This window comes from Naumannella cuiyingiana (assembly GCF_013408305.1).
GTDB classification, from domain to species: domain Bacteria; phylum Actinomycetota; class Actinomycetes; order Propionibacteriales; family Propionibacteriaceae; genus Naumannella; species Naumannella cuiyingiana.
This window is the reverse complement of the sequence record NZ_JACBZS010000001.1, coordinates 2,342,225-2,368,859: the sequence shown is the minus strand read 5'-3', so window position 1 is coordinate 2,368,859 and position 26,635 is coordinate 2,342,225. Positions and strand designations below refer to the sequence as shown.

The 26,635-nt window shown below is 70.6% G+C and carries 23 protein-coding genes; 9 read left to right on the top strand and 14 right to left on the bottom strand.

Annotation, left to right across the window (positions count from 1 at the left end; all coding sequences use genetic code 11):
* Window positions 1–102: 102 nt before the first annotated feature.
* The 4 genes from GGQ54_RS10955 to tdh form a co-directional block, all read right to left on the bottom strand.
* Window positions 103–960 (bottom strand): 4'-phosphopantetheinyl transferase family protein, encoded by an 858-nt coding sequence (locus GGQ54_RS10955; protein WP_179445421.1) that lies wholly within the window; start codon window positions 958–960, stop codon window positions 103–105.
* Window positions 957–2,132, bottom strand: coding sequence for an AfsR/SARP family transcriptional regulator (locus tag GGQ54_RS10950; RefSeq protein WP_179445420.1), 1,176 nt, complete (start codon window positions 2,130–2,132; stop codon window positions 957–959). The genes GGQ54_RS10955 and GGQ54_RS10950 overlap by 4 nt, the downstream gene beginning before the upstream one ends.
* A 534-nt stretch (window positions 2,133–2,666) precedes the next feature.
* Window positions 2,667–4,991 (bottom strand): PhoX family protein, encoded by a 2,325-nt coding sequence (locus GGQ54_RS10945; RefSeq protein ID WP_179445419.1) that lies wholly within the window; start codon window positions 4,989–4,991, stop codon window positions 2,667–2,669.
* 120 nt (window positions 4,992–5,111) lie between these two features.
* Complete coding sequence (tdh, locus tag GGQ54_RS10940) at window positions 5,112–6,137, bottom strand: L-threonine 3-dehydrogenase (RefSeq protein WP_179445418.1); 1,026 nt, start codon at window positions 6,135–6,137, stop codon at window positions 5,112–5,114.
* A 159-nt stretch (window positions 6,138–6,296) separates the two neighbouring features.
* Here tdh and GGQ54_RS10935 point away from each other — a divergent pair, with 159 nt between their 5' ends.
* The gene (locus GGQ54_RS10935; RefSeq protein ID WP_179445417.1) at window positions 6,297–6,878 is read left to right on the top strand and encodes an ArsR/SmtB family transcription factor; all 582 of its coding nucleotides are present in this window, start codon (window positions 6,297–6,299) and stop codon (window positions 6,876–6,878) included.
* A complete protein-coding gene (locus GGQ54_RS10930) occupies window positions 6,875–8,149 on the top strand; it encodes an MFS transporter (RefSeq protein WP_179445416.1) in 1,275 nt (424 codons plus the stop codon). The genes GGQ54_RS10935 and GGQ54_RS10930 overlap by 4 nt, the downstream gene beginning before the upstream one ends.
* Window positions 8,150–8,193: 44 nt before the next feature.
* Here GGQ54_RS10930 and GGQ54_RS10925 read toward each other — a convergent pair whose 3' ends face one another.
* Window positions 8,194–8,637 carry a MarR family winged helix-turn-helix transcriptional regulator gene (locus GGQ54_RS10925; protein ID WP_343045936.1) on the bottom strand — a complete coding sequence of 148 codons (444 nt, stop codon included), beginning with the start codon at window positions 8,635–8,637 and terminating at the stop codon, window positions 8,194–8,196.
* Between the two features lie 116 nt (window positions 8,638–8,753).
* Between GGQ54_RS10925 and GGQ54_RS10920 the strand changes: the two genes are divergently transcribed.
* Complete coding sequence (locus GGQ54_RS10920) at window positions 8,754–10,601, top strand: ABC transporter ATP-binding protein (protein ID WP_179445415.1); 1,848 nt, start codon at window positions 8,754–8,756, stop codon at window positions 10,599–10,601.
* Here the strand turns inward: GGQ54_RS10920 and GGQ54_RS10915 are convergent, their stop codons facing one another.
* Both GGQ54_RS10915 and GGQ54_RS10910 read right to left on the bottom strand, forming a co-directional pair.
* Window positions 10,602–10,958, bottom strand: coding sequence for a nuclear transport factor 2 family protein (locus GGQ54_RS10915; RefSeq protein ID WP_179445414.1), 357 nt, complete (start codon window positions 10,956–10,958; stop codon window positions 10,602–10,604).
* A 31-nt stretch (window positions 10,959–10,989) separates the two neighbouring features.
* Window positions 10,990–11,994, bottom strand: coding sequence for an AraC family transcriptional regulator ligand-binding domain-containing protein (locus tag GGQ54_RS10910; protein ID WP_179445413.1), 1,005 nt, complete (start codon window positions 11,992–11,994; stop codon window positions 10,990–10,992).
* 183 nt (window positions 11,995–12,177) lie between these two features.
* Between GGQ54_RS10910 and GGQ54_RS10905 the strand changes: the two genes are divergently transcribed.
* The 3 genes from GGQ54_RS10905 to GGQ54_RS10895 all read left to right on the top strand — a co-directional run bounded on the left by GGQ54_RS10905 (window position 12,178) and on the right by GGQ54_RS10895 (window position 17,138).
* The gene (locus GGQ54_RS10905) at window positions 12,178–14,499 is read left to right on the top strand and encodes an SDR family NAD(P)-dependent oxidoreductase (protein WP_179445412.1); all 2,322 of its coding nucleotides are present in this window, start codon (window positions 12,178–12,180) and stop codon (window positions 14,497–14,499) included.
* The gene (locus GGQ54_RS10900; protein WP_179445411.1) at window positions 14,496–15,866 is read left to right on the top strand and encodes an L-serine ammonia-lyase; all 1,371 of its coding nucleotides are present in this window, start codon (window positions 14,496–14,498) and stop codon (window positions 15,864–15,866) included. Before GGQ54_RS10905 ends, GGQ54_RS10900 begins: the two co-directional genes overlap by 4 nt.
* A 177-nt stretch (window positions 15,867–16,043) precedes the next feature.
* Entirely contained in the window at window positions 16,044–17,138 is a 1,095-nt protein-coding gene (locus GGQ54_RS10895; protein WP_179445410.1) for an ABC transporter ATP-binding protein, read from the top strand.
* Between the two features lie 67 nt (window positions 17,139–17,205).
* Here the strand turns inward: GGQ54_RS10895 and GGQ54_RS10890 are convergent, their stop codons facing one another.
* The 4 genes from GGQ54_RS10890 to GGQ54_RS10875 form a co-directional block, all read right to left on the bottom strand.
* Window positions 17,206–17,973, bottom strand: coding sequence for an anti-sigma factor (locus GGQ54_RS10890; protein ID WP_179445409.1), 768 nt, complete (start codon window positions 17,971–17,973; stop codon window positions 17,206–17,208).
* Window positions 17,973–18,596 carry an ECF RNA polymerase sigma factor SigK gene (gene sigK / locus GGQ54_RS10885; RefSeq protein ID WP_179445408.1) on the bottom strand — a complete coding sequence of 208 codons (624 nt, stop codon included), beginning with the start codon at window positions 18,594–18,596 and terminating at the stop codon, window positions 17,973–17,975. The genes GGQ54_RS10890 and sigK overlap by 1 nt, the downstream gene beginning before the upstream one ends.
* Before the next feature lie 24 nt (window positions 18,597–18,620).
* Window positions 18,621–19,286 (bottom strand): fasciclin domain-containing protein, encoded by a 666-nt coding sequence (locus GGQ54_RS10880; protein ID WP_179445407.1) that lies wholly within the window; start codon window positions 19,284–19,286, stop codon window positions 18,621–18,623.
* An 89-nt stretch (window positions 19,287–19,375) separates the two neighbouring features.
* Window positions 19,376–20,863 carry a molybdopterin-dependent oxidoreductase gene (locus GGQ54_RS10875; RefSeq protein WP_343045935.1) on the bottom strand — a complete coding sequence of 496 codons (1,488 nt, stop codon included), beginning with the start codon at window positions 20,861–20,863 and terminating at the stop codon, window positions 19,376–19,378.
* A 138-nt stretch (window positions 20,864–21,001) separates the two neighbouring features.
* Here GGQ54_RS10875 and GGQ54_RS10870 point away from each other — a divergent pair, with 138 nt between their 5' ends.
* The gene (locus tag GGQ54_RS10870) at window positions 21,002–22,390 is read left to right on the top strand and encodes a DUF4032 domain-containing protein (RefSeq protein WP_179445405.1); all 1,389 of its coding nucleotides are present in this window, start codon (window positions 21,002–21,004) and stop codon (window positions 22,388–22,390) included.
* A 9-nt stretch (window positions 22,391–22,399) separates the two neighbouring features.
* Here GGQ54_RS10870 and GGQ54_RS10865 read toward each other — a convergent pair whose 3' ends face one another.
* Window positions 22,400–23,563 (bottom strand): acyl-CoA dehydrogenase family protein, encoded by a 1,164-nt coding sequence (locus GGQ54_RS10865; RefSeq protein ID WP_179445404.1) that lies wholly within the window; start codon window positions 23,561–23,563, stop codon window positions 22,400–22,402.
* 121 nt (window positions 23,564–23,684) lie between these two features.
* Between GGQ54_RS10865 and GGQ54_RS10860 the strand changes: the two genes are divergently transcribed.
* Both GGQ54_RS10860 and GGQ54_RS10855 read left to right on the top strand, forming a co-directional pair.
* On the top strand, window positions 23,685–24,275 hold the full coding sequence (locus GGQ54_RS10860) for a TetR/AcrR family transcriptional regulator (RefSeq protein WP_179445403.1): 591 nt from the start codon (window positions 23,685–23,687) through the stop codon (window positions 24,273–24,275).
* Window positions 24,276–24,330: 55 nt separating this feature from the next.
* Entirely contained in the window at window positions 24,331–25,278 is a 948-nt protein-coding gene (locus GGQ54_RS10855; protein ID WP_179445402.1) for a beta-ketoacyl-ACP synthase III, read from the top strand.
* 28 nt (window positions 25,279–25,306) lie between these two features.
* Here the strand turns inward: GGQ54_RS10855 and GGQ54_RS10850 are convergent, their stop codons facing one another.
* Together GGQ54_RS10850 and GGQ54_RS10845 are read right to left on the bottom strand one after the other, a co-directional pair.
* A complete protein-coding gene (locus GGQ54_RS10850; RefSeq protein WP_343045934.1) occupies window positions 25,307–25,900 on the bottom strand; it encodes a vitamin K epoxide reductase family protein in 594 nt (197 codons plus the stop codon).
* A complete protein-coding gene (locus GGQ54_RS10845; RefSeq protein WP_179445401.1) occupies window positions 25,897–26,631 on the bottom strand; it encodes a DsbA family protein in 735 nt (244 codons plus the stop codon). The genes GGQ54_RS10850 and GGQ54_RS10845 overlap by 4 nt, the downstream gene beginning before the upstream one ends.
* Window positions 26,632–26,635 lie beyond the last annotated feature (4 nt).

Genomic DNA, 26,635 nt, shown 5'->3' with positions numbered 1-26,635 from the left:
GGCAAATCCGGGGAGTCCCTTCTCCGACGGAGATTCGGAGCGCAGGACAGGGCCTCGGGTGCCGTTCCAGGTCGCCTTGTGAGCGGCCTTCGCACGGTCACGCTACAGCGCCACCGGCCCACTTTTCGGCTCGTCCGACGACAAGGACAACCGGCCGCTGACGACGGGCGGACCGATCGCCGGCGGCGGCCCGACTCCGCTACCCGCCGTGGACTGCGGCTCCACGACGACTGCTGTGCAGATCAGCTCATCCATCACCAGCCAGGTCCCGGAGATCACATCGCCCGTTGGCATGACGTCGGCGGCGGGATGGAGGATACGCCCGCTGAACGTGCCGTCCGCGGCCACCGACAAGACCACCTCCCGGAATCGCAGCTCACACCGCGTGAGCGGGTACCAGGCCTTGAATATCGCCTCCTTCGCACTGAAGAACACGGTCCTCCAGTGAATCTGCGGGTCCGTCGCGCACCGCCTGTCCAATTGCCGACACTCGGCGTCGCTGGCAGTCAACCGCGCTACGCCCGTGGGCAATTGACTGTGCGGTTCGACATCGATCCCGATGCCGGCGGCCGACCGCGCCCGGGCGACCGCGGCCGCACGGTATCCGTGGCAGTGCGTGAGCGAACCAACAAAGCCCTCGGGCCACAGCGGTTCGCCCCGCGATCCACGCCCGACGGTCGCGTGTCCCAGCCCGAAAGCCGACAGCGCACGTTGGGCGCAACGCCTCGTGGTTGCGAACTCGGCGCGCCGGCTCGGGACGGCTCGGGCCAACCAGCCGGGTTCGGGTCCCGGTCCCAGCGAGACCTCGGGCGCCGGATCATCGGCGGTGGCGGCCGCCGTCACCACCGCGTCCGGAAGGATCCGGTCGAACAGGGATGCCGCGCCGACGCTGCGCGGACCCGACAGCCGCCGGCGTTGCTCGGCCGAGGGCCGACCGGCGTCCGCGACGGCCGATGTCATCGCTTCAGGCCCACCCCGGGGACCTGAATACGTCGATCGGCTGCCGGTTGCCCGAGCGCGGAACCGTCGGCCCAGTAGAGATCGGGGTGGCTGCGCATGGCGTCCTTGGCGACGGCGTCATGCAACAGCAGGCCCGGGTGGCGCTCTCCGCGCCCGGCGCTCGATGTCCGGATCGGCTGCAGCGCACCCGCGCGGAGAAGAACGCTGACGGCGCCCAGGACCTCGGCGTGGGACACCCGCGGCGCCCCAGTCCGGCCCGGCGCGCTTCGTGCCGTGACCACCGTTCGACGGCTCCGCTGCGACGAGGCGGCCGCCCGGCCGGCAGCGCCACGCGAACTCGAGCCCAGCGGAGCGGACCGCGCGTTCGACCGGCTGTCGGCGGGGGACGAGTCCGACCCCGTCGGCCGGGCGGCCCGCCCCAGCAGGTCGAGGTAGACGAGTTCGGTCTCGGGGGAGGGATCGACGCCCAACTCCTCGGACAGGATGGTCTGTAGACGCCGGTATTCGTGCAGCGCCTCGGCCCGGTTCCCGACCGCCTTGTGCGCGGACATCAGGTCGCGGTACGCGCTTTCCCGATCCGGGGCCACTGCGACCGTCTCTTTCGCGATTCGAACCGCGCGGGGATGATCATGTTCGGCCATCGCGGCCCGATAGCCGAGCTCCATTGCCGCGATGCGCAGGGCGGTCAGGACGTCGCGCTGCTCGGCCACCCATTCGCCGTCGTGCTCGGCCATGAACTGGAATCTCAAGCAGCGCAGCGATTCGTCGACGAACGCGGCGGCCTCGGCGTTCGCTTCGTCGGCGAGAGCTGTCCGTGCCGCCGCGACCAGGTGGTGTGCGCGTCGAACGTCGACGACGATCTCCTCATCGGCCGCCGGGCCGAGGTCGAGGACGTAGCGGCCACAACTGAGCACGATGGGCTCCGCGATCTCGGGGCGCCAGCTTCCTACGAAGGTGCGCAGTCGGCTGATCAGCGATCTGAGCGCGGAGGCCCAGGTCGCGGGCAGTTCGAAGGGCCAGATCGTTTCGCCCAGCTCGTCTCGTAGAACGCCATTCGGACCGGCAAGGGCCAGCCGGGCAAATGCCACCCGGGCCTGAGGTGACGACAGGTGGTGAACATTCCCGTTGCGTTGGACGGTCAGCCGACCCATCAGGTTGATCTCGGTACGCATCTCTTCGCTCTCTCGTCCGTCGTAGCGACATGTCCCGGTCAGTGTGCAGAGCCGGGGTACCTGCCGGGCACCGAGAGCCGGGTGCGCCGATCGGTACCGACGAGGTATCGGATATAGCCGTGCCGGATCGATCGCCGGATCGACGGCGTCGCTTTCGTCGTGCAGGCAGCAATCATCGGATGATTGACGGCGGATCCGGAACGAGCGGGTCCGACCGCACCGGGTCGTCCGCAGCCAGCGGGATGGGCCGTTCGGCCAGCGGTGAGGAAGGCGGCCGGCGCGCCGCGACCAAGATCACCAATCCATGATCATCTTCAACCGGTACCGCGGCGACCGCCGGCGCTCGGGCGAGCCCGTACCCACCGGTACGGTGACGGGCGACGATGATCATCAGAGATGTCGGCGGGGCGCTGCGGCGTACCAACTCCGAGAAGAACCGGACGGCCCGGAATCGGGCGTCACGAAGAAGCGACGGACTGAACCCGGCACCGCGGAGTGGTTTCCCCGCGGCCCGGATTCAGCCCGTCGCAGAGATCACTCGCCCCCGCGGCCGCGGTTGCGCAGGGCGGCGATGCCGCCCGCGATCGCCGCCAGGCCGGCGAGCACGGCACCGCCGGTCTCGCCACCGGTGTCGGCCAGCGGCGGGCGGGTGCCGGTGCCGTTCCCGCCCGGCGCCGCGGGCCCGGGCGCGCCCGGCGTACCCGAAGCACTCGGCGTACCCGAAGCACTCGGGGATCCGGAAGCACTCGGGGATCCGGAAGCACTCGGCGAGGCCGTCGGCGAACCGCTCGCGCTCGGCGAGGCGGTCGGGGTGCCACTCGGCGACGCGGTCGGCGAGGCGCTCGGGGTCGGCCGAACCGTCGGCCAGACCGCGACCACGGCGGGCCGCGGCACCGAGTCGCCACCGTCGGGCCAGTTCGACGACGGCTGCTCGAAGCTCGCATCGTCGCTCTCACCCGGGTGCTGCACGGCCACGCAGATGCGGCCGCTGCCGTCGCCGACGACCCACGGCCCACAGGTTTCGGCCGCCACCGGCACCGACAGGAACTGCTGCACCTTGCCGCGATCCGGACCCTCGGTGGGCACCGCGAACAGCCCGTCGTTGTGGCCCAGCGACGACGGCTGCCCGTCGGTGGAGATCCACAGGTTGCCGAGGCTGTCGAAGGTGACATTGTCCGGGCAGGAGATCGGCGAGACCTGCGACTTGTCGAACCCGGCGAAGTAGCTCGTCGGGTCGTCGGGCACGCCACAGACCAGGAACAGGTTCCAGGCGAAGGTCAGGGCGCCCGAGTCGTTGCCGTCCTCGATCAGCTCCAGGACGTGGCCGTCCTTGTTCTCCGGGCGCGGGTTCGCCTCGTCGACCTGGTCGCCCTCGCGGCGGCTGTTGTTGGTCAGGGCGATGAACACGTGACCGGTGACCGGGTTCGGCTCGGCGTCCTCGGGGCGGTCCATCTTCGTCGCACCGACCTTGTCGGCGGCAAGCCGGGTGAAGATCAACACCTCCTCGACGCTCATCCCCTCGACCTTGGACTCGCCACCCACCACCAGCGGCAGCCACTCGCCCGTGCCGTCGAACTTGCCGTCCGCGGGCAGCTCGCCCGAGCCGTCGATCTCGCTCTCCGGCGAGTTGCCGGTGAACCGCGCCACGTAGAGGTCGCCCTCCTCGAGGCAGCCGACGCCGGCCTGACCCGCGGAGATGAACTTGTAGAAGTAGTCGAAGCGCTCGTCGTCACCGGTGTAGGCGGCCGCGCGACCGTCCTCGGTGATCCGGATGGTTGCCGCCTCGTGCTTGAACCGGCCGAGGCCGGTCCGCTTCTTCGGCGTGCTGTCGGGATCGAACGGGTCGATCTCGACGACCCAGCCGAACTTGTTGACCTCGTTCGGCTCCTTGGTCAGATCGAAGCGGTCGTCGTAGCGCTCCCACTTGCGCTCGGTCGCGCCGCCCGAGATGCCGTAGCGGGCGAGCCGCTCCGCGGTCACCTCATCGGTGATCTGCTCGGCATTGGCGAAGTACTGGTTGAAGTTCTCCTCCGCGGTCAGCCACGTACCCCAAGGGGTCAGGCCGCCCGAGCAATTGTTCAGGGTGCCGTTGACCCGGGTGCCGCTCGGGTCGATCGAGGTCTGCAGCAACTCGTGGCCCGCGGCCGCGCCGGTCAGCTCGAACTCGGTTCCGGTGTGCAGGCGGCGGTTGAGCTGGTGGTCGACGACCGGCTCCAGGGGGCCGGTGTCGCCCTCGGGACGGCGTACCGCGACGATCGACAGGCCGTGCGCGGCCCAGGCGATCTTGACCTGCTCCTCGGTCGGGTTCTCCGGGTCGTAACCCGGGAACATGATGTATTCGTCGGTGTACTCGTGGTTGTTCACCAACAGGTCGGCCTCCTCGTCGATCTCGAGGAAGCCCAGGAAATCGCTGTTGTAGCCGAACTGTTCGACCTGCGCCGCCGCGGTCTGGTTGGCCGGGTCGAAGTCCGGCGCCGAGCTGAACAGCTTGTCGCCCCAGGCGATGACGACCCGCTGCTCATAGCCCTCGGGCACGACCACCGCATCGGCGGTCGACGGCGAGATCGCATCCCAGGCGATTCCGGGCCGCGCATCGGCGAGTGCGGTACGCGGGCGCACCGTCGCGTCGAAGGCAACGCCCAGCGCCGCTGCGCCGCCGACCACCATGCCCGCCTTGAGCAGGCCGCGCCGCGACATCGAACCGATGATGTCGCCCAGGTAGGGGTTGTCGGACTTGTTGGGCACCTCGTGGAAGCAGGCATCCCCGCAGCGCATCTTGCAGGTCAGCGACGAGCGGCGCCCGCCGTGCGCCTCGGACGTGAAGAGCGGGAGCAGTTTTCGACGGGTCGGCGTGGCCATGTTCTTAGGTTCTCCTTATTAAAAATGAGTTCCGGTACACAGCAACGCTCCCGCCCCCGGGCGGCGGCCCGGCGAACGCGAGGTGAACACCAGACGACGAAATCCCGCGGCGGTCCGGGGTCAGCGCCAGGTCATGATCACCTTGCCGGAATCCCCGTCCCTGGCGGCTGCGAAGGCGGTCGGCCAGTCGGCGTAGGGCACCCGATCGGTGATCACGCCGGAGATGTCCAACCCGCTCTGCAGCAGCACGCTCATGGCGTACCAGGTCTCGAACATCTCCCGGCCGTAGATGCCCTTGAGCGTCAACATCTTCAGGACGATCTCAGCAAAGTCGATGCTGATCTCGCGGCTCGGCAGGCCGAGCATCGCGATCCGGCCACCGTGGGTCATCGCGTCGATCATCTCCCGCAGTGCCGCGCCGCTGCCCGACATCTCCAGCCCGACGTCGAATCCCTCGGCCATCTCCAGCTCGGCGAACAGCCCGCGGAAGGCTCCCGGCTCTGCCCGCACCGCCCTGCTCACCCCGAGCCGCCGGGCAAGATCGAGCCTGGCCTCGGACAGATCGGTGATCGCCACATGTCGGGCGCCGGCGTGTCTGGCGACCATCGCCGCGAGGATGCCGATCGGGCCCGCGCCGGTGACCAGCACGTCCTCGCCGAGACAGGGAAAGGCGAGCGCGGTGTGCACGGCATTGCCGAAGGGGTCGAAGATCGCGGCGACGCCGGGATCGATGTCGATCTTGTGCACCCAGGCGTTGCCGGCCGGGATCGCGACGTACTCGGCGAACGCCCCGTCGACGTGTACGCCGATGCCGCGCGTGTTCTGGCAGAGCTGGCGGCGCCCGGCGCGGCAGTTGCGGCAGCGTCCGCAGACCAGATGCCCCTCCCCGGAGACGAAGTCGCCGACGCGTACCTCCGTGACCGCCGAGCCCACCTCGACGACGTCGCCGGCGAACTCGTGCCCCACCACGAGCGGCGCGCGTACCGCGCCGGCGGCCCAGTCGTCCCAGGCCTCGATGTGCAGATCGGTGCCACAGATGCCGGTCGCGGCGACCCGGACCAACACATCGGACGGTCCGATCACCGGCTCCGGCACCTCGGTCATCTCCAGGCCCGGCTCGGGGCCGCGCTTCACCAGCGCCTTCATCGCGCCCCTCTCGCTCGTCCTTGCAGCCGCACCACCTTAATGGGGAGCCACAGGCCCGCGGTCGCAAACTTCCTTCTCGGGCGATCCGTCGGAGCCGAAGACCTGCACACTTACACAAGAGTCATTGCACAACACTTCTTGTTAATCTACCCTGCCGGCATGGCCGATCACAACTACCGGACGATCCGTCGGGCGGAGTCCCTTGCCGCGCTGGCCAATCCGTTCCGCTCCCGGCTGCTCGACGCACTTCGGGTCGATGGCCCGTCCACGGCCACCGCACTGGCCCAGCGCACCGGACAGGCGGTGGGCAGTGCGAGCCACCACCTCCGGGTCCTCGCCGAGACCGGATTCATCGAGGAGGCACCGGATCTCGCCCGGGACCGCCGCGAGCGATGGTGGCGGCTGAGCAACTCGGGTTTCCGGTGGAACCGGGCCGATCTCGACGGCTCGGCCGTGGAAGTGGCACGCCAGGCCGAGGCCCTGCAGGCCGAGCGACAGGCGGACCGGGTGCGCGAGTGGCTGGCCAATTCCGAGACCGCGGGCGAATGGAACGGCACCGCATTCGCGTCCCAGGACTGGCTCAGACTCACGCCGCAGGAGTTGGATCAGCTCGGCGCGGAGCTACTCCAGGTGCTGACCAGCTGGCACGAACGGGTCGCGGACGAGCAGAGCGAGCGCCTGGCCGATCCGAACGCCGAGCCGGTCCTGGTCTTCATGCGCGGCTTCCCGAGCCAGCCATGAACGCCCGACCAGAGGGGCTGGGGCCTCGCTTCGGGTTGCTCTGGGCCGGGGAAACAGCCAACGCGGTCGGTGCGGCCACTGCCACCACCTTGCTCCCCATGATCGCGATCTTCAGCCTCGCTGCTGGGCCACAGTGGTTGGGCCTGCTGACGGCAGCGACCTGGCTGCCCTGGCTGGTGATCGGCATTCCGGCCGGCGTGATCGTCGACCGAAGCTCACCGCGAACGGTCATGATCATCGCCAACCTGGTCACGATGGCGGCGCTGGCCACGGTGCCGGTCGCGGCGCTGGTCGACCGCCTCTCGCTGCCGCAGCTGGTGCTGGTCGCGCTGGTGACCGGCTGCTGCATCGTCTTCTTCCGTTCGGCATACCCCGGGCTCGTCGCGACGCTGGTCCCGCCGGGCCATCTGGAGTCGGCCAACTCACGGCTGTACGGCAGCCAGTCGACGGCCGAGATGGCCGGCCCCGGCATTGCCGGGGCGATCACCCAACTCGGCTCCGCCGCGCTGGGCATGCTCGCCCAGCTCATCGGACTCGCCGCCTCCACGGTGTGTCTGGTTGCACTCAGCCGGGTCGAGCGCCACGTCATCCACGAACCGGGATCCGTCCGCCGCCGCGTCGCCGACGGGTTCGGGTCTGTCTTCGGCGATCCCGTGCTGCGCAACATGACTGTCGCCGGAGGCATGGCGAACTTCGGTCTGACCGGGATCATGACGGTGTTGTTGCTGTTCCTCACCGCTGAGCTGGGCCTGCCGCCCGGCGGTGCCGGGGCGGTCCTCACGGTGGGCATGGCCGGCGGCATCGCCGGCGCCGCGGCCGCCCCCGCCCTGTCGCGAATCCTCGGCAGCGCGCGATTGCTACGCACAACCCAGGCGCTGCAACCCGTCGTGGTGCTGGTGCCGCTCGCCGGCGCCGGCGCGGCCGGCTGGGCCGTGGTGACCGCCGCCTGGTTCGCGCTCGCCTTCGTCACCGTGGGCGGCAATGTGGTGCGCAGCTCCTGGCTCCAGCGCTATGTCCAACCGGGCCTGTTGGCCCGGTCGATCACCGTGAGCCAGTTGATCAACTACGGCACGATGCCGCTCGCCGCACTGGTGTCCGGCGCCCTGGGCGCGAACCTCGGGCTGCGACCGACGATGCTGATCATGGTCGGCGCGGTGCTCGTCGCGGCGATCTGGCTGAACAGTGGCCCGCTGCGCGGAAGGCGCGCACTGCCGAACGCGCGAACGGCGCCCCACCGCGCAGCCGCAGCGGAGCCGCGCCCGTCGAACTGACGCCACCCCGCACGCGGCCCGATGCCCACAGGGAGGGGGCAGGCTCAGGCGTCGGCCACCTTGGCCAGCAGGCGCGTGAGCGTGCCCCGCTCGGTCTCGGTGAGGGCCGCGAACACCGTCGAGTCGCCGCCGGTCAGCTCGCCGCGCTTCAACTTGTGACCGAGCTCGCGGCCGGCCTCGGTCGGCTCGACGACGGTGGCCCGGCGGTCGGTGGGGCTGGGAGATCGGCGTACCAGCCCCTTCTCCTCCAGCGCATCGACGACCTCGGTCACCGAGCGCGGCGCGATGTGCAGCCGCTCGGCCAGCCGGGACAGCCGCAGTTCGCCGGCGCTCCAGCGCAGCACGACCAGGAAGGCGCGCGCCTGGTGGGCCGCCAGGCCGTAGGGCTCGAACGCCGCCACCCGCGCCTCGCGCACTCGGCGGGCGGCGAGCATCACCAGCCGGCCGAGCGACGGCTCGTCGTCGCCACGCTCATCGGTTCGGGACACGGGAATATCCTAGCGATTGGTGTGGTTACCAGATAGTGAGGTAACCTCATCATGTCTTCGCCCGGATCTTCCTCCCCCGGAAGGCCGGATCTTTCCCACGGAAGGGAGGTACGCCCATGGCAGCCCCCGACACCCACCCGCACCGGCCGGACGGCCCCGGCGGCGGCCCCGGCCGCCGACTGAGCGAGGCCGACCGGCGCCAGCTCGACGAACACCCCGTGAGCCTGCGCCGCGTCGCGGCCCTCTTCGGGCCGCACCGGGCCCGCCTCGGGATCGTCACCGTTCTGATCATTGCCTCGTCCGTCGTCGGACTGGCCACCCCGTTCCTCACCCGGGCCCTCTTCGATCGGGCCCTCCCCGAGCACGACGTGCCGCTGCTGCTGGGACTGGTCGGCGCGATGCTCGGCGTCGCGGTGATCAATGCGATCTTCGGCGTGATCCAGACCTGGCAGTCGACCATCGTCGGCCAGCGGGTCATGCATGGCCTTCGGACCAGGGTCTTCGCGCATCTGCAGCGGCTGCCGCTGGACTTCTTCACCCGCACTCGCGGCGGCGAGGTCCAGTCGCGGCTGACCAACGACATCAACGGCATGCAATCGGTGGTCACCACCACGGCAACCTCGATCGCCACCAATGTCACCACCGTGATCGGCACCGCGATCGCGATGCTCGCCCTGTCCTGGCAGCTCTCGCTGCTCAGCCTGATCGTGCTGCCGCCGGCCGTCTGGTTCACCCGCAAGGTGTCGCAGATGCGGCGCGAGGTGACGATGCAGGCACAGCGCAAGCTCGCCGACCTGCAGACCCAGATCGAGGAGTCGCTGTCGGTCTCCGGGGTGCAGTTGTCCAAGACCCTGGGATCGGGCAACCAGCTCTCCCGACGGTTCGCCGAGTCGTCGGAAACCCTGACCGAGCTGGAACTGCGCTCCCAGCTCGCCGGCCGCTGGCGGATGGCCACCCTGTCGGTGATCTTTGCCGCGATCCCCGCGCTGATCTATCTGATCGCCGGTCTGCCGGCGACCGGCGCCGGCATCTCGATCGGTACGCTGGTCGCGTTCACCGCCCTGCAGGCCGGCCTGTTCCGCCCGCTGATGGGGGTGCTCAGCGTCACCGTCCAGGTGAACTCCTCGCTCGCCCTGTTCTCGCGGATCTTCGAGTACCTCGACCTGCCCGTGACGATCACCGACCCGGACGAACCGAAGCACCTCGATCCGCGCCACGCCCGCGGCGAAGTGACCTTCGACGACGTGTCGTACGCCTATCCGGACGCCGACGGCGAGGCCCTCACCGGGATCGACCTGACCATCCCGGCCGGCTCGACCCTGGCGGTGGTCGGCTCGACCGGTTCGGGCAAGTCGACGCTGGCCGGGCTGGTCTCCCGCCTGCACGACCCGACCACCGGCGGCGTGCGGATCGACGGTGTCGATCTTCGCGAGCTGACCCTGGAGAATGTCGCCGAGCTGGTCGGCGTCGTGTCCCAGGACACCTATCTGCTGCACGCCTCGATCGCCGACAACCTGCGCCATGCGCGACCGGACGCCACCGACGACGAGCTCGTCGGGGCCGCTCGGGCGGCCCAGGTGCACGAGATGATCATGGAACTGCCGAAGGGCTATCACACCATCGTCGGCGCCCGCGGCTACCGGTTCTCCGGCGGAGAGAAGCAGCGGATCGCGCTGGCCCGGACCATCCTGCGCGATCCCGCCGTGCTGGTGCTGGACGAGGCGACCTCCGCCCTGGACAACACCACCGAGCGGGCCGTGCAGGCGGCGCTGGACGAGCTCTCGCACGGGCGTACCACGATCACCATCGCGCACCGGCTGTCCACGATCCGCGATGCCGACCTGATCATGGTTCTTGATCATGGGAAGGTCGTCGAGCTCGGCACGCACGATGAGTTGATCAACCGCGACGGCCGGTACGCCGAGCTGCTCCGCGCCCAGCAGCCGGCACTGGTTGCCGCCTGATCAGACCAGCGGCGCGTAGAAGTAGGTGGTCCGCTCGGTGAACGCGCCCGCGTCGTCGACGTCGAAGAAGTCGGCAAACTCGACCGCGACCTCGCTGCCGTCCTTGAGCACGCCGTCGAAGCGGCCCTGTACCGCGGCCCGACCGCCCGCGACCAGGACCCGATCGACGGTGTGCCGCCCCTCCGCGATCACCCGGTCGCCGGTGTAGAAGGCCAGGATCGCCGCGCGACCGCGCAGCGGCTGATATCCCGGGCGGGCGTAGACGGCGTCCTCGGCGAACAGCGCCGCCACCGCCTCCGCATCGCCGGAATCGACCGTCGGGTAGTAGTGGCGAACCCGTTCCTCCACCTCGGCCATCGCCGTCCTCCTCACCGTCGCGATGTGCCCATTAGACCGCATCCGGCGTGCGCAGCGCAGACGCCGACCGCCCGAACCAGCGCTGCACCGCCCGGCGCAGGCTCCGCTCGTCGCCGAGACCGCAGGCCCGCGCGATCGCCGGCAGCGAGGCGTCGGAGTTGATCAACATCACGTACGCGCGTTCGCGCCGCACGGCATCGACGATCCCCTGGAAGGTGGTGCCTGCCTCGGCGAGCCGCCGCCGCAGGGTCCGCTCGCTGAGGTGCAGCACGGCCGCGGTTCTCGCCATCGTCGGAACCATGGCCAGCCGCCCTCGGACGTGGTCCTCGACCTGACCGACCAGACCGTGCACGCCACGCCGCGCCGCGAGTTGGGCATCGAGCAACTCCGTCATCCGCCGGTGGCACAGCGGGTCGGTGGTCGGCAGCGGGCGATCGAGCAGCCGGCGCGACAGGATGAGCGAGGACACCTCACGGTCGTGCCGGACCCCGTCGCCGAACAGTTCGCGGGCCAGCGCCGGATCCTGCGGCGCGGCAAAGGCAAACTCGGCCCGCACCGCGATTGCCGGACCGAGCGCCACCCGCAGCAGCCCGACCACGCTGGCGAACAACTCCTCGACCACGAACCGCTCGACCGGCGCCAATTCCGGGTAGGGCCGAACGACGAGCGACAGCCCGCTGGCGCCGACCCGCGTCTCGATGTCCGTCAGCGCGCCGGCCAGCGCGCGGTATGTCATCCCGGTTCGCACGGCCAGCTCCAGCGAACTCGCCGACAGCATCGCCAGCCCGAGAACGCCCCAACTGGTGACGGTCTGGCCGGCACCGACGATCAGCCCGAGATCCGCGCGGCCGGAGATGTCGCGTGCGCCGGCCAGGAAGGCGCACGCCTGCGCCGCGGTCAGTCGCAGGTCCGGCAGCGCCAGCAGCGGATGCGACAGGCCCGCGCCGGCGAGCGCCGGGCCCAGGTCGAACCCGTGCGCCGCGCCCACCTGGTCGGTCAGCCGGACGATGTCGGGATCGACGATGCGGGCACTCACTGAGCCAAACCTAGACCCGAATGGGTAACCGTCGCTCAGACCTGTGGCCGCTGTGGTCCGCTGGACGGCCGCAGCTGTCCTCACGAACGCGACCACCACTGCGTAGCGTGAGAGATCAGTCAGACCTTGGGTGACCAGGCCGAACAAGGGTCGGCGACGACATGGGCCGACGGAGGGCGAGCAATGACCACACCACCGGTCGAGAGCGAACGAGTGACCGCGACGGCCGCGAAGGTCCGGGGCGAGCCCGTATCGGGGGGCGATCCGGGCGTGGTCGACCGTCGCGACACCGTCGGCATCGTCGGCGCCGGCCCGGCCGGGCTGGCGATGGCCCGCGCCCTGGCCGAGCGCGGCATTCCCTACGCCCAGTTCGAGCGCCACCATCGCATCGGTGGCATCTGGGACATCGAACGCGCCGACGGACCGATGTACGACTCGGCCCACTTCATCTCCAGCCGGGACACCTCGGCCTTCCTGCGTCACCCGATGCCGAGCACCTATCCCGACTACCCGGGCCACCGGCAGGTCCTCGCCTACCTCGACTCCTTTGCACGGCGCTACGCCCTGACCGCCGACATCTCCTTCGGCGTCGCGGTGCACCGGGTCGAGCAGGACGCCGACGGCCACTGGCTGGTCACCACCGCACCGGTCGGGAACCCCGGGACCACCACGACATACCGGTTCCGTGCACTGGTCTGTGCCAGCGGCGCCCAGTGGCATCCGCGGCTGCCCGGCATCCTCGACGACTTCGCGGGCGAGGTGATGCCGGCCCAGCGCTTCCGCAACCCGACCGAGTTCGCTGGTCGGCGAACCCTGGTGATCGGGGCGGGCAATTCCGGTTGTGACATCGCCGCCGACATCGGTCGGGTGAGCCCCGGCTGTGTACTGAGTGCGCGCCGCGGCTACTGGGTGGTGCCCAAGCACATCGCCGGCGTACCCACCGACATCGCCGACGGCGCCTTCGCTCGGCTGCCGCGCAGGGTCCGGCGTGCCTTCGCCGAGCTCGCGCTGCGTCTCAGCGTCGGCGACGTGCGGCGCTTCGGGCTGCAGAAGCCCGACCACCATCTGCTCGACTCCCACCCGATCATCGGTACCCAGATCATCGATGCACTCGCCCACGGCAATGTGATCGCCAAGCCCGACCTGGCCCGGATCGACGGCACCAGCGTCGAGTTCGTCGACGCCAGCCGGGCGCAGTTCGACACGATCATCGCAGCGACCGGCTACGAGCCCCGCGTGCCCTACGCCGAGGCATATTTCGGCGGGATCGGCGACGACGAGCTGTATCTGGGTACCTTCTCCCGCCGGTTCCGAGGCCTGTTCCTGCTAGGACTCGGAGAGAGCAATTCGGCGGGGTTCTTCCTCTTCGACACCGCCGCGGCCATGATCGCGAGCCACTTGCTCGACGAGGATCGGGCCCCGGCCGCGGCGGCACGCTTCCGGCATCGGATTGCAACCGAACGCCCGGACCTGACCGGTGGTCTGCGCTTCACCGACTCCCCGCGCCACCATGGCTACGTCGACTCCGAGGCCTTCGTCGCAGCCGCGGACAAGATCATCGCCGCGCAGGGCTGGCCCCACCCGTCCCGGCCACCCGAGACGCCGGGCAGCGCGGCGACGGGGTCTGGCAAACCCGCCCGGCAGGAGTACGCCGGACGCGTCGCCGTGGTGACCGGCGCCGGGTCGGGGATGGGCCGCGCGCTGGCGCTCGAGCTCGCCCGCCGCGGGGCCGCACTCTCGTTGTGCGACCGCGACCCGGCCGGCCTGGCCGAGACCGCACGGCTGGCCCTGGCGATCGGCGCGCAGACGCACCATGCGGTCGTGAACGTGGCCGAGCGCGACGAGGTACGGGCCTTCGCAGCCGAAGTCGTCGCGGAGCACGGCGCGGTCAACCTGGTGTTCAACAATGCCGGCATCGCCCACCACGGGCCGGTCGAGCAGACCGACCTCGCCGTCTACGACCGGCTGATGGACGTGGACTTCTGGGGCGTGGTGAGCGGAACCAAGGCCTTCCTGCCGCACCTGATCGCCGCCCGCGACGCGCACATCGTGAACACCTCGTCGTCGTTCGGACTGATCGCCGCCGGCGGCCAGAGCGCCTACAGCGCGGCAAAGTTCGCCGTCCGCGGCTTCACCGAGTCGCTGCGGATCGAGATGCTCGCCAACCACCCACATGTCAAGGTCTCCTGCGTCTTTCCCGGCGGCATCCAGACCGCCATCGCGCGCAATGCCACCGTCGCCGCGGGCATCGACCAGGCCAGAGCCGCCGCCCTGTTCGACGAGCAGCTCGCGCCGACCACCGCCGAGGACGCCGCCCGGATCATCCTGCGCGGCGTCCGCCAGGGCCGAGCCCGGATCCTGATCGGCATGGACGCCTGGCTCCCCGACATCTTCGCGCGGCTGACCGGGTCCGTCTACCATCGCCTGTACGCCGGGATCGACCGCAAGACCACCGAGGAGATCAGGGGGAACGCGGTTCTCGACTCGGGCACACTGGAGCAATGAGCGTCAGCGTGTTCGACCTGTTCAAGATCGGCATCGGACCGTCGAGCTCGCACACCGTCGGGCCGATGCGGGCGGCCGCCCGGTTCGCCGAATCCCTGGCCGCGGACGGTCACCTCGACCGGGTCACCCGGGTCCGCGCCGAGCTGTTCGGCAGCCTCGGCGCCACCGGCCACGGACACGGCTCCGAGCCCGCCGTGCTGCTCGGCCTGACCGGCGAACAGCCCGAGACCGTTGACACCGACGCGGCGCCCGGGCGTACCGCCGAGATCCGCGAGACCGGCAAGTTGACGCTCGCCGGCACCCACCCGATCGCCTTCGACGCCGATCAGGACCTGATCCTGCACCGGCGTCGCTCGCTGCCGTTCCACCCGAACGGGATGACGTTCACCGCCCGCGCGGGCGAGGAGGTGGTCGCCGAGCGCACCTACTACTCGATCGGCGGCGGCTTCGTCCTCGACGACGACGGCTCCGGACAGCCCACGCTCGCGCCCGACCCGACGCCGATCCCCTACCCGTTCCAGACCGGCACCGAACTGCTCGCGCTGTGCACCGAGCACGGCCTGTCGATCAGCGAGCTCGCCCTCGCCAACGAATGCGCCCGCCGGCCGCAGGAGCAGGTGCGCGCCGGGCTGTTGCGGATCTGGGCGGTGATGCGCGGCTGTGTCGACAAGGGCTGCGGTACGCCGGGTGTGCTCCCCGGTGGCCTTCGGGTACGCCGCCGCGCCGCGGAACTGCACCGGCGGCTGGCCGACGGCGGCGAGGGCGCCGACCCGCTGGCGGCCATGGACTGGGTGACCCTGTGGGCGCTGGCGGTGAACGAGGAGAACGCCTCCGGCGGCCGGGTGGTGACCGCCCCCACCAATGGCGCCGCGGGCATCATCCCGGCGGTGCTGCACTATGTGGACCGGTTCGTGCCCGGGACCGATGACGAGTCGATCATCAGATTCCTGCTGGTCGCCGGGGCGCTGGGCTCGATCTACCAGCAGACCGCCTCGATCTCCGGCGCCGAGGTGGGCTGCCAGGGCGAGGTCGGCACGGCGTGTTCGATGGCGGCGGGCGCCCTGGCCGAGATCCTCGGCGGCAGCCCCGAGCAGGTGGAGAACGCCGCGGAAATCGGCATGGAGCACCATCTCGGGCTGACCTGCGATCCGGTCGGCGGCCTGGTCCAGATCCCGTGCATCGAACGCAATGCCGTGGCCTCGGTCAAGGCGATCACGGCCGCGCGGCTGGCCCTGCACGGCGACGGGGCGCACACCGTCAGCCTGGACAAGGTGATCAAGACGATGATGCAGACGGGTGCGGACATGAAGGTGAAGTACAAGGAGACGGCGCGCGGCGGGCTCGCCGTGAACATCGTCGAGTGCTGAACGTGGCCTGGATCACAGGTTGGTCACAACCTGACGGGCCGGCAGGCGTACCCTGAGTCGGCCGGGCAGAATGCCGGACATCGGTAGCTGTGCACGTCAACGAGGACGTCCGGCACACCCCCCCTGCCACCAAGGATCGTCGGGCACGTACCTGCCCGTGGAAGGAATGTTTCGGCAATGGCCACAGTCAGTTTCGATGACGCCACGCGCGTCTACCCGGGTTCGGACACCCCCGCCGTCGACAAGTTCAGCCTGGACATCGGCGACGGCGAGTTCATGGTGCTCGTGGGCCCGTCGGGTTCCGGCAAGTCGACCGCGCTGCGGATGCTCGCCGGCCTGGAGGAGGTGAACGCGGGCACCATCTCGATCGGCGACCGCGACGTCACCGACCTCCCGCCGAAGGACCGGGACATCGCGATGGTGTTCCAGAACTACGCGCTGTATCCGCACATGACCGTCGCGGACAACATGGGCTTCGCCCTGAAGATGCAGAACGTGCCCAAGGCCGAGCGCGACAAGCGCGTGCTCGAGGCCGCCAAGCTGCTCGGCCTGGAGGACTTCCTGGCCCGCAAGCCCAAGGCCCTGTCCGGCGGTCAGCGCCAGCGCGTCGCCATGGGCCGCGCGATCGTCCGCCAGCCGCAGGTCTTCTTGATGGACGAGCCGCTGTCCAACCTGGACGCCAAGCTGCGCGTCTCCACGCGTACCCAGATCGCCGCGCTGCAGTCCCGGCTCGGCGTCACCACCGTCTACGTCACCCACGACCAGGTCGAGGCCATGACGATGGGCGACCGGGTCGCGGTGCTCAAGGACGGCCTGCTGCAGCAGGTGGACAGCCCGCTCGCGCTCTACGACAAGCCGAAGAACCTGTTCGTGGCGGGCTTCATCGGCTCCCCCGCGATGAACCTGCTCGAGGGCCGGGTCACCGAGGGCGGCGTCGAAGTCGGCGACTACGTCGTCCCCGTGTCCCGCGAGGTGCTGGACCGGGCCGGCGGCGAGGAGAACCTCGTCCTCGGCATCCGCCCCGAGAACTTCGCCGTCGCCGATCAGGGCATCGCTCTCGACGTCGCCGTCGTGGAGGAGTTGGGCGCGGACGCCTACCTGTACGGCACGCCGGCCGGGCTCTCGGCCGAGAAGCAGCTCACCGCCCCGCAGGTGGTGGCCCGGATCTCCTCGCGGCGCCCGCCGGAGCGCGGCAGCACCATCCGCCTCGGGGTCGACCCGGCGCAGGTGCACGTGTTCTCCCAGCAGAGCGGGGATCGCCTCTCCGCCTGAGAACTGCGCCATCGGGCGCCGCCGAGACCGGCGGCGCCCGACCGGCGACGGTGATTCCGGACGGCGTTCAGAGCGCGGCCACCACCGGTTCGGTGGTCGGAGCCCGGGAGCCGCCGGCCGGTTCGACGGTGACCGCGAGCGCGGTCGTCCCCGCATCGACGGGGGCGTTCATCACCACCCGCGAGTTCCCGCCCGCGACCAGGGCGTCCGGGATCGGGCGGCCCGCGCGATCGATCGTCCACAACTGATAGGTACGCCCGGCGCCCGGGTCCGGCAGATCCGAGCCGACGAACAGCGCCTGGCCCTGCTGGCGCGAGACGACGAAGGCGCCCCGGCCCCCGCCGGGCAGTTGCACCGCGAGGATGCGGCTGTCCGGCGCGGTCAGCGCCTCGTCCTGCCGCGCGGCAACGACCGCGGTCTGCCGCTCCAGCGCAAGGCCGCCCGCAACTCCCGCACCGAACGCGACGAGGATGGCCGCCGCGGCAGCGAGCGGGCGCAGCCAGCGCCGCCGACGGAACCGATCGGCCCGCGCCCCGTCGCCGGAGACGACGGGCGTCGGCGCGGTCGGCGGAGGCCCCACGGGGGGCAGCGGCCGGATCTGCTCGATGCCCTCCAGCACCCGCTCCCGGACCTGGGCCGGCGGCGGCTCGGCGACCGCCGCGGTGCTGTCGGCCAGTAGCTCGCGGAACTCGCCGAGCTCGCGTCGGCAGTCCTCGCACTCATCGAGGTGCCGCTCGAACCTGGCCTGGTCGGCCGGCTCGAGCGCGTCCACGGCGTACGCCCCGACCAGCCCGCAGATCGCGGGCTCGGCGTCACTCGTCTGCCTGCTGTCCATCACCCCTGCACCTCCAACGCGTCGCGCATGCCGATCAGGGCATCGCGAATCCGGGTCTTCGCCGTCCCGAGCGGCAGCTTCAGCATCGTGGCGACCTCCCGCTGGGTGTAACCGCCGAAGTAGGTCAACACCAGCGCCTCGCGCTGCAGTTCGGTCAGCGACCCCATGGCCCGGCGTACCCGCTCGGCGTCGAGCCGCGCGTCGACGTGGTCCCAGACCTGGTCGGGGCGCGTGTCCCGGGCCGCGGTGGCGGCCCGGGCGTCGGCGTCGTCGCGGACGGTGGCCGCCTGCGCCGCGCGTACCCGATCGACCGCCCGTCGATGGGCGATCGTGGTCAGCCAGGCCGCCACGCTGCCCCGCGCGGGGTCGTAGCGGGCCGAGAGCCGCCATGCTTCGAGATAGACCTCCTGGGTCACCTCGGCGGCCTGCTCCGGCGAGCGGACGATCCGCTGCACGAGCCCGAAGATTCGCGGACTGGTCCGGTCGTACAGCGTCGCGAACGCCTCCTGCTGGCCGCGCGCGGCGCGGTCCAGCAGCTCGGGCAGATCCGCCCCTTCGTCCGGCACCGATCGCAGGTGCCGGCCGGCCGAGATGGTCTCCCGGCCGGCCGATCCGTCCGTCATGGCCTCAAGCCTCGCACGACGTGATCACTGCGGCAGCAGTACGCCGTCGATGATGTAGACGGTCGCGTTCGCGGTCTGCACGTTGCCGCAGACGACCTTCGCGCCGTTCACCGTGAAGCTCTCGCCGCTCCCCTCGACCTTCACCTTCTGCTCCGGGTTGAGCGTCTCGTGCTCGCCGGCCAGCTCGTCGGGCGTGAGCCGGCCCTGCACCACGTGCATGGTCAACACATTGGTGAGCAGCCCGCTCGGATCGCCCATCGCCTTGTCCAGCGTCTTCTTGTCGAGCTTCTCGAAGGCCGAGTTGGCCGGCGCGAACACCGTGATGTCCTCGGCATTGTTCAAGGTGTCGACGAGCTTCGCCTCCTTGACGGCGCTGACCAGGGTGGACAGCTCCGGGTTGTTGCTGGCGGCGGTGGCGACCGGTGCGGTCGACATGCCGTCGAAGGATCCCGCGCCGCTCTTCGGGATGGCCGAGCACGCCGGGCCGAACGGCTCGGCGGCCGCCGCTCCGGTCTGCGCCGACGACGGCGACGACCCGGTGGTCGCCTCCGGCTGCGAGCTGGCGCTGGGGGCGCCGGTCTGTGTCGGACCGGCGGCGTTCATGTTGCCGCAGGCCGCGCCGGCGACGAGGACGGCGGCGGCGCCGAGTCCGAGCAGACCGCGACGCAGGGCAATCGAAGACTTGATCATGATGAGTTTCCCTTTCCAGGTTTCCTGATCATGGTTCGGAGCGGGTCGGGATCCGGATTGGTCGATTCGCGATGATCTTTCGCCGATGATCATTCCGGCATCACGAACTGGATCTCGTGCCAGCCGCGGGCGCCGTCGGGGAACACCCCGGTGCGCTCCTCGGGTTGGGTCCGGCCGGTCCCGTCGGTGGCGCGGACCCGCGCCCGGTGACGCCCGGGCGCTCCGTCGAAGGGCAGGTACCACTGGCGCCACAGGTCGATCCCGGCGTCGTCGGCGAGCCGGGCCGGGCGCCACGGCCCGTCGTCGATCTGCACCTCCACCCGCGCGATCCCCCGGTGCTGGGCCCAGGCCACCCCGGCCAGCACGGGCGCAGTGGGGTCGAGCTTGCCGAGCGAGCGCGGAACATCGATCCGGCTCTGGGTCAGGATCGGCGCCTCGGTGGCCCAACCGCGTTCCGTCCAGTACGCGGTGGCGCGGTCGTAGCGGGTGAACTCGATCCGTTCCAGCCACTTGGTGGCCGACACGTAGCCGAACAGGCCCGGCACCAGCATCCGGGCGGGGAAGCCGTTCTTGTCGGGCAGCACCTCGCCGTTCATCCCGACGACGATCATCGCGTCGCGGCCGTCGCTGACCGCGGCGTACGGCGTGGAGCAGGTGTAGCCGTTGTCGAAGGAGTGGCTGAATACCTGGTCCACGCCGGGCTGTACGCCGACCCGCTCGATGATCTCGGTGAACGGTACGCCCAGCCAGCGCGCCGTGCCGACATAGGGCCCGCCCACCTCGTTGGACACGCAGGTCAGGGTGATGTCGCGCTCGATCATCGGCAACCGCAGCAGGTCGTCATAACTCAGGGTGAGCGGCCGGTCCACCATGCCGTCGATCGTCAACTGCCAGTCCCCGGGGTCGCGGCTCGGCGTGACCAACGCGATGTCGACGCGGTAGAAGTCCTCGATCGAGGTGCGAAACGGCGTCATGCCCGGCAGTTGCGCGCCGGGAGGTGGCGCCGGGGCGGGCTCCGTGGGTGTCGGCAGTGGCCCCCGGCCGGGCCCGGACCCGCGGGCCCGCGACCCGATCGCCCCCGACCCGGCCAGCCCCCCGGCCGCCAACACCCCGCCCACACCCAGCGCCACCAGCATTGTTCGCCGCTCCCGGCCGAGCGCCGCAACCGCGCGGTCATCGCCCGCACTCCGCCGGAGCCGGCGCAGCAGCAGCGAGAATCCGGCCACGCCCACGACGAGCGTGACCAGCGACGGCACCGCGTCCCAGCCCGTGGCACCCGGCCGCGCCAGCGCCAGGACCAGCGGGATCGCGCCGAGCGCCGCGACGGCGGCCGCGGCGCCGCGCGGGTGCCGCGGGCCGGCCAGCCCGATCGCGAACGCGGCCCCGAGCAGCACCACGAACACGGCGGCGATCAGGACCGGCTTGTCGGCGGTGCCGAGCGTGCGGACCGCGAACTCCTTGGCCGGCGTCGGGGCGGCGTCGATCAGGGTGGCCCCGACCACGGTCAGCGGCCCGGCGCCCGGGCGTACCAGCGCGGCCGTCAACTGGCCGGCGGCCACGGCGAATGCTGCCGCCACGACACCGGTCGCCGCGGCCAGAGTCCGGCCAGCGATCGCTCGATTCACACCCGTGGTTCGGAGCGGACGGGGATCCGGATTGGTGAATCGTCGCCGCGACTCGGCGATCCGGGCGACACCACGTGCCAGAATGACCAGATGCCCCGGTTCGTGTCGACCAAGCCGGATGCCCGACTGATCCAGCTCCCGTGGGAGGTGCCGCTCGCCGACTGGCCGGTGGACAAGCTCGTCGCGCTGCCCCGCGGCATCTCCCGGCACGTCGTGCGGTTCATCCGCGTCGGCGACGAGACCTATGCCGCCAAGGAGGTCATCGAGCACCTCGCCGTGCACGAGTACCGCCTGCTGCACGACCTGAACCGGCTGGGTACGCCGTCGGTCGAACCGGTCGGCGTGGTGACCGGCCGGGTCGACGCCAACGGCGAGCCGCTGGACCCGATCCTGCTCACCCGGCATCTGCAGTTCTCGCTGCCCTACCGCGCGCTGTTCACCCCCGGCGTGCGCTCGGAGACCGTCGGCCGGCTGCTCGATGCGATGGTGGTGCTGCTGGCCAAGCTGCACCTGGCCGGGGTGTTGTGGGGCGATGTGTCGCTGTCCAACATCTTGTTCCGCCGCGACGCGGGAGAATTCGCGGCGTACCTCGTCGATGCCGAGACCGGCGAGCTGCATGATCAACTCACCGACGGCCAGCGCGAACACGACCTGATGATCGCCAAGATCAATCTGTTCGGAGAGTTCAGCGACCTGGAGGCGGGCGGGATGCTGGACGAGGCGCTGAAGCCGGAGTTCCTGGTCGAGACGATCGAGCACCGCTACCGCGAGCTGTGGAACGAGCTGACCGGCATCGAGGAGTTCGACGGCTCGGAGATGCACCGCATCGATTCGCGGGTACGCCGGCTCAATGCGCTCGGCTTCGACGTGGCCGAGCTGGACATCACCACCGACCTCGACGGCTCGACGGTGCGGATCCAGCCGAAGGTGGTGGACGCGGGGCACCACTCGCGGCGGCTGATCCGGCTGACGGGCCTGGACACGGAGGAGAACCAGGCCCGCCGGCTGCTGAACGACCTCGACACCTACCGGGTCCGCACCGACCAGCAGAGCGCCGACGAGGCCGTGATCGCTCACCAGTGGCTGACGCGGGTGTTCGAGCCGGTGCTGGATGCCGTGCCCGACGACCTGCGCAGCAAGCGCGAGCCCGCCCAGATCTTCCACGAGGTGCTTGATCACCGCTGGTACATGTCGGAACAGGCGGGCCACGAGGTGCCCATCCTGGATGCGGCGAAGGACTACACCGACACCGTGTTGCGCGAGCTGCCGGACGAGGCGATGTCACCGGATTCGGTGCTGCCGATCGAGCAGCACGGCCGCCGGCTGGTCAACCCGTTCGACCCGTCGCAGGGCTATGTCGACGAGAACGACGACGACCGGCCCTATGACCCCTGGGAGGACGGCACCGAGGAACCGGCCGCCACCCCCGCGCACGACTATCTCGACATCGACGCCCTGCGGGCGCGGGCCAAGGGCTGAGCCGCGGGCTCAGCGGCGGCCCTCGGGTCCGAGCAACTGGCGGGCGATCACCAGCCGCTGGATCTGATTCGTGCCCTCGAAGATCTGCGCAACCTTCGCCTCGCGCATGAACCGCTCCACCGGAAAATCACGGGTGTAGCCGTAGCCGCCGAGCACCTGCACGGCATCGGTGGTGACCCGCATCGCCGTGTCGGTACAGGTCAGCTTCGCGACTGCGGCATCGCGAGTGAAGTCCATTCCCGCGTCGCGTTTGCGGGCCGCATGCAGGTACGCCGCCCGCGCCGCGTCGACTCCCGCCGCCATCTCCGCGAGCAGGAAGCGCAGGCCCTGGAAGTCGGCGATAGGTCGGCCGAACTGATCACGCTCCAACGCATGGGCGCTCGCATGATCGAGCGCGGCCTGCGCCAGACCGGTCGCACAGGCAGCGATCCCGAGCCGACCCGAATCCAGTGCCCCGAGCGCGATCTTCGCGCCGTCGCCCGGCTCGCCGATGATCATCTCCTCGCCGACGATGACGTCGTCGAGGCTGATCATCGCCGTCGGCGAGGCGGTCATCCCCATCTTCTTCTCCGGCGGCGCCGCGCTCAGGCCGGGCGCATCCCCCTGGACCAGGAAACAGGACAGTCCGCGACTGCCCTCGTCGCCGGTGCGGGCGAACAGCGTGTAGTGATCGGCGTACCCGCCGTGGGTGATCCAGGCCTTGGTGCCGTTCAGCCGCCAGCCGCCGTCGATCCGCTCGGCCCGGGTGGCGATCCGGGAGATGTCGGAGCCCGCCTGCGGCTCGCTCAGGGCGTACCCGCCGAGCGTCTCGCCGCCGATCACGCCCGGCAGCAGCCCGGTGCGCTGCCCGGCGCTGCCCCGGTGGGCCAGCGGCCAGGCCGACATGATGTGCACCGAGACCCCGACGCCGACGCTGAACCAGGCGGCGGCGACCTCCTCCAGTGCCTGCAGGTAGGTCTCGTAGGGCTGCCCGGCACCACCGAGCTCGACGGGATAAGGCATCCCGAGCATCCCGAGCTCGCCGAGCTGCCGGAAGGCCTTGCGGGGAAACTCCGCGCGCTCCTCGGCACCGGCCGCGGCCGGCTCCAGCTCCGCGCGGGCGAATTCGCCCACCATGCCGACAATCTCGCGGGCCTCCTCGCCCGGCAGCAGCCGCTGCACCATCGCTCGCATCGTGTCCCTCCTGGCGCGATCGGACCGGTACTGAAAATGCTACTGGAGTACCGCTCCCAGGACGAGTCCAGCGGGCGTCGCCCGCCGCGGGATCGGCCGTGGCGACCTAGGATGTGCCCCCATGGCGCGAATCCAGTTCCCCCGGGTGCGGCTCACGGGTCGGCAGGCCCAGCTCCGCGATCAACTGTTGACGCTGCTGCTGTCCGAAGGCTTCGCGCACTTCACGATGGACGACCTGACCACCCGGCTCGGCTGCTCCAAGCGCACGCTGTACGCCCTCGCGGACTCCAAGGAGCAGCTCGCCACCAGCATTGTCCGGCTGTTCTTCAAGCAGGCCACCGAACACGTGGAGTCACGGGTGGCCCGCTCCCGTGCGCCCGAACGGCGGCTGATCGCGTACCTGACGGCGGTCGCGGAGGCGCTGAAACCGGCGTCGCGGGAGTTCCTCGCCGATGTCGCCGCCTTCCCGCCGACCCGCGAGGTCTACCGCGCCAACACGAGCTGGGCGACGATGCGGGTGCGCGAGCTGATCCTGGAGGGCACCACGAAGGGCAGCTTCCGCAACGACACCGACGCGGGCTTCGTCTCCGAGGTGGTCTCGGCGACCATGACGCGGATCGGCACCGGCAGCATCCAGGAGGCCACCGGGCTGACCGATTCGGAGGCCTACGGGCAGTTGGCCCAGCTCGTGGTGGCGGCGATCAAGCGCTAGCGGCGGTACCGACAGGCCCGGGGCGCGTACCGCCAGAACGTGGGAGAATGGCTGGATGCCGGGTACACGCATTGCCGCCATCGGGCACTACCAGCCCGCTCGGGTCGTCACGAACGCCGAGCTGGAGACGATGGTCGAGACGACGGACGAATGGATCACACAGCGCGTCGGGATCCGCGAGCGTCGCTGGGCGGCGCCCGAGGAGACGGTTGCCGACATGGCGTTCGCGGCCGCGCAGGACCTGCTCGACAAGCACCCCTTCGACGTGACGCGGATCGACATGATCGTGGTGGCGACGTGCACCGCGACCGACCGCTCGCCCAATACCGCGGCACGGGTGGCCAACCGGCTCGGCATGGAGCACGCCCCGGCGACCATCGACGTCAACGTCGCCTGCTCGGGTTTCCCGCACGCCGTGGCGCTGGCCCAGCAGGCCATCGCCACCGGCTCGGCGGAGAACGCGCTGGTGATCGGGGCGGAGAAGCTGACCGACTTCACCGACTTCACCGACCGCTCGACGATGGTGCTGACGGCCGACGGGGCGGGCGCCTTCCTGCTCACCGCCTCCGAGACGGACGAGATGTCGCCGGTCGTCTGGGGCTCGGCACCGCCGCTGTCGGATGCGGTACGCATCGAGGCGGCCGAGGGCTTCAAGTTCGCCCAGAACGGTAACGCGGTCTACCGCTGGACCACCCGCGCGCTGCCCGAGATCGCGCAGCAGATCATCGCCAAGGCCGGCCTCGAGCCGACCCAGCTGGACGCGATCGTGCTGCACCAGGCGAATCTGCGGATCATCGAGCCACTGGCCCGCAAGATCGGCGCCCCACAGGCCAGGGTGGCCACCGACGTCGTCGAGTCCGGCAACACCTCCGCCGCCTCGATCCCGCTCGCGCTGTCCAAGCTGCAGGACTCCGCCGACCCGCTGAAGCCGGGATCGAAGGCGCTGCTCTTCGCCTTCGGCGGCGGCGTCGCCTACGCGGGGCAGGTCGTCACCATCCCCTGAGCGGCCGTCCCCCGAGCGCGGGCCCGGTTCACGCCGTCCAGAAGTCCCAGAAGCGCAGCAGGATCAACACGGCCACCGTTGCGTACAACACCACGACCGGAACCGCGCCCGCTGCCGCGAGCACCCGCCGCAGCCCGGCCGGCGACGGGATCCGCTCCTTGATCAGGTTGTCGACGGTGACGAGGACGAAGATCGGGATCATCGCCGCCCAGACCACCATGCAGTACGGGCACAGCGCGCCGATCACGTACAGACTCTGCGCCATCAGCCAGGCCACGAAACCGATGCCGAAGATCACTCCGGCCTGCAGTCCCCACCAGATCCATTGCGGCAGCTCCAGCCCGGCGGCCAGCAGCACGCCGAGCGTGATCACCACCGCAAAGGCCGCGATCCCGATCAACGGGTTGGGGAAGCCGAACGCGGAGCCCTGCGCCGAGTTCATGACCGACCCGCAGGACAGCACCGGGTTGATGCTGCAGCTCGGGCGGTACGCCGGGTCGGCCAGGCTCTGCACCTTCTCGATCATCAGCACCAGCGCGGCCAGCCAGGCGATCGCGCCGAGCACGGCCAGCATGACGCCGCCGGTACGCCCGCCGAGACCCTGCTCGGACCTCTCGCTCACGCCGCGGCCAGCGCGCGGTCGATCGCGGCCGGCAGCTCGGCGAAGCTCTGCAGCTCGACCTGGCGGCCGTCGATGAAGATCGTCGGCGTGCCCTGCACCCCGAGCGCCTCCCCGTCGGCGGCGTCGGCGGCGATCCGCTGCTCGGTTGCCGGGTCGTTGTAGGCCGCCTCCCATGCGGCCATGTCCAGCCCGAGGTCGCGCGCGAACCCGCGGAAGGTGTCGTCGGCCGGGACCTGCTGCTCGGCCCACTCGGTCTGGGTCTGGTACATCTTCTGATACATCTGCTCCCACTTGCCCTGCTGGCCGGCGGCCTCAACCGCCCGTGCGGCGCGCATGGCGTTGAAGTGGCTCGGCACCGGGAAGTAGCGCGCGACGAAGTTGACCCGGTCGCCGTAGGTCTGCCTGGCCTGCTCCATCGTCGGGTACAGCGCACCGCACGCCTCGCACTCGAAGTCCAGGAACTCCACCACGGTCACCTTGGCCTCGGGCGGCCGGTTCAGGTAGACGCTGTTCGGCCGGACCAGCTCGGCCGGTCCGGCCTCCGCGGCCTGGCGGTCACGGATCGCGCCGCCGACCACCACCACGATCCCGATCACGACCGCGGTGGTGACGAGCAGGGACAGCGAGATGATGATGTTGCGTTGAATGGCGGCCTGACGCTTCCGGCGTTCCAGCTCGGCCACGGCTCGGCGGCGCGCATTGCGGGGCAGGGGGGCTCTGGGCTTCGACATCGGG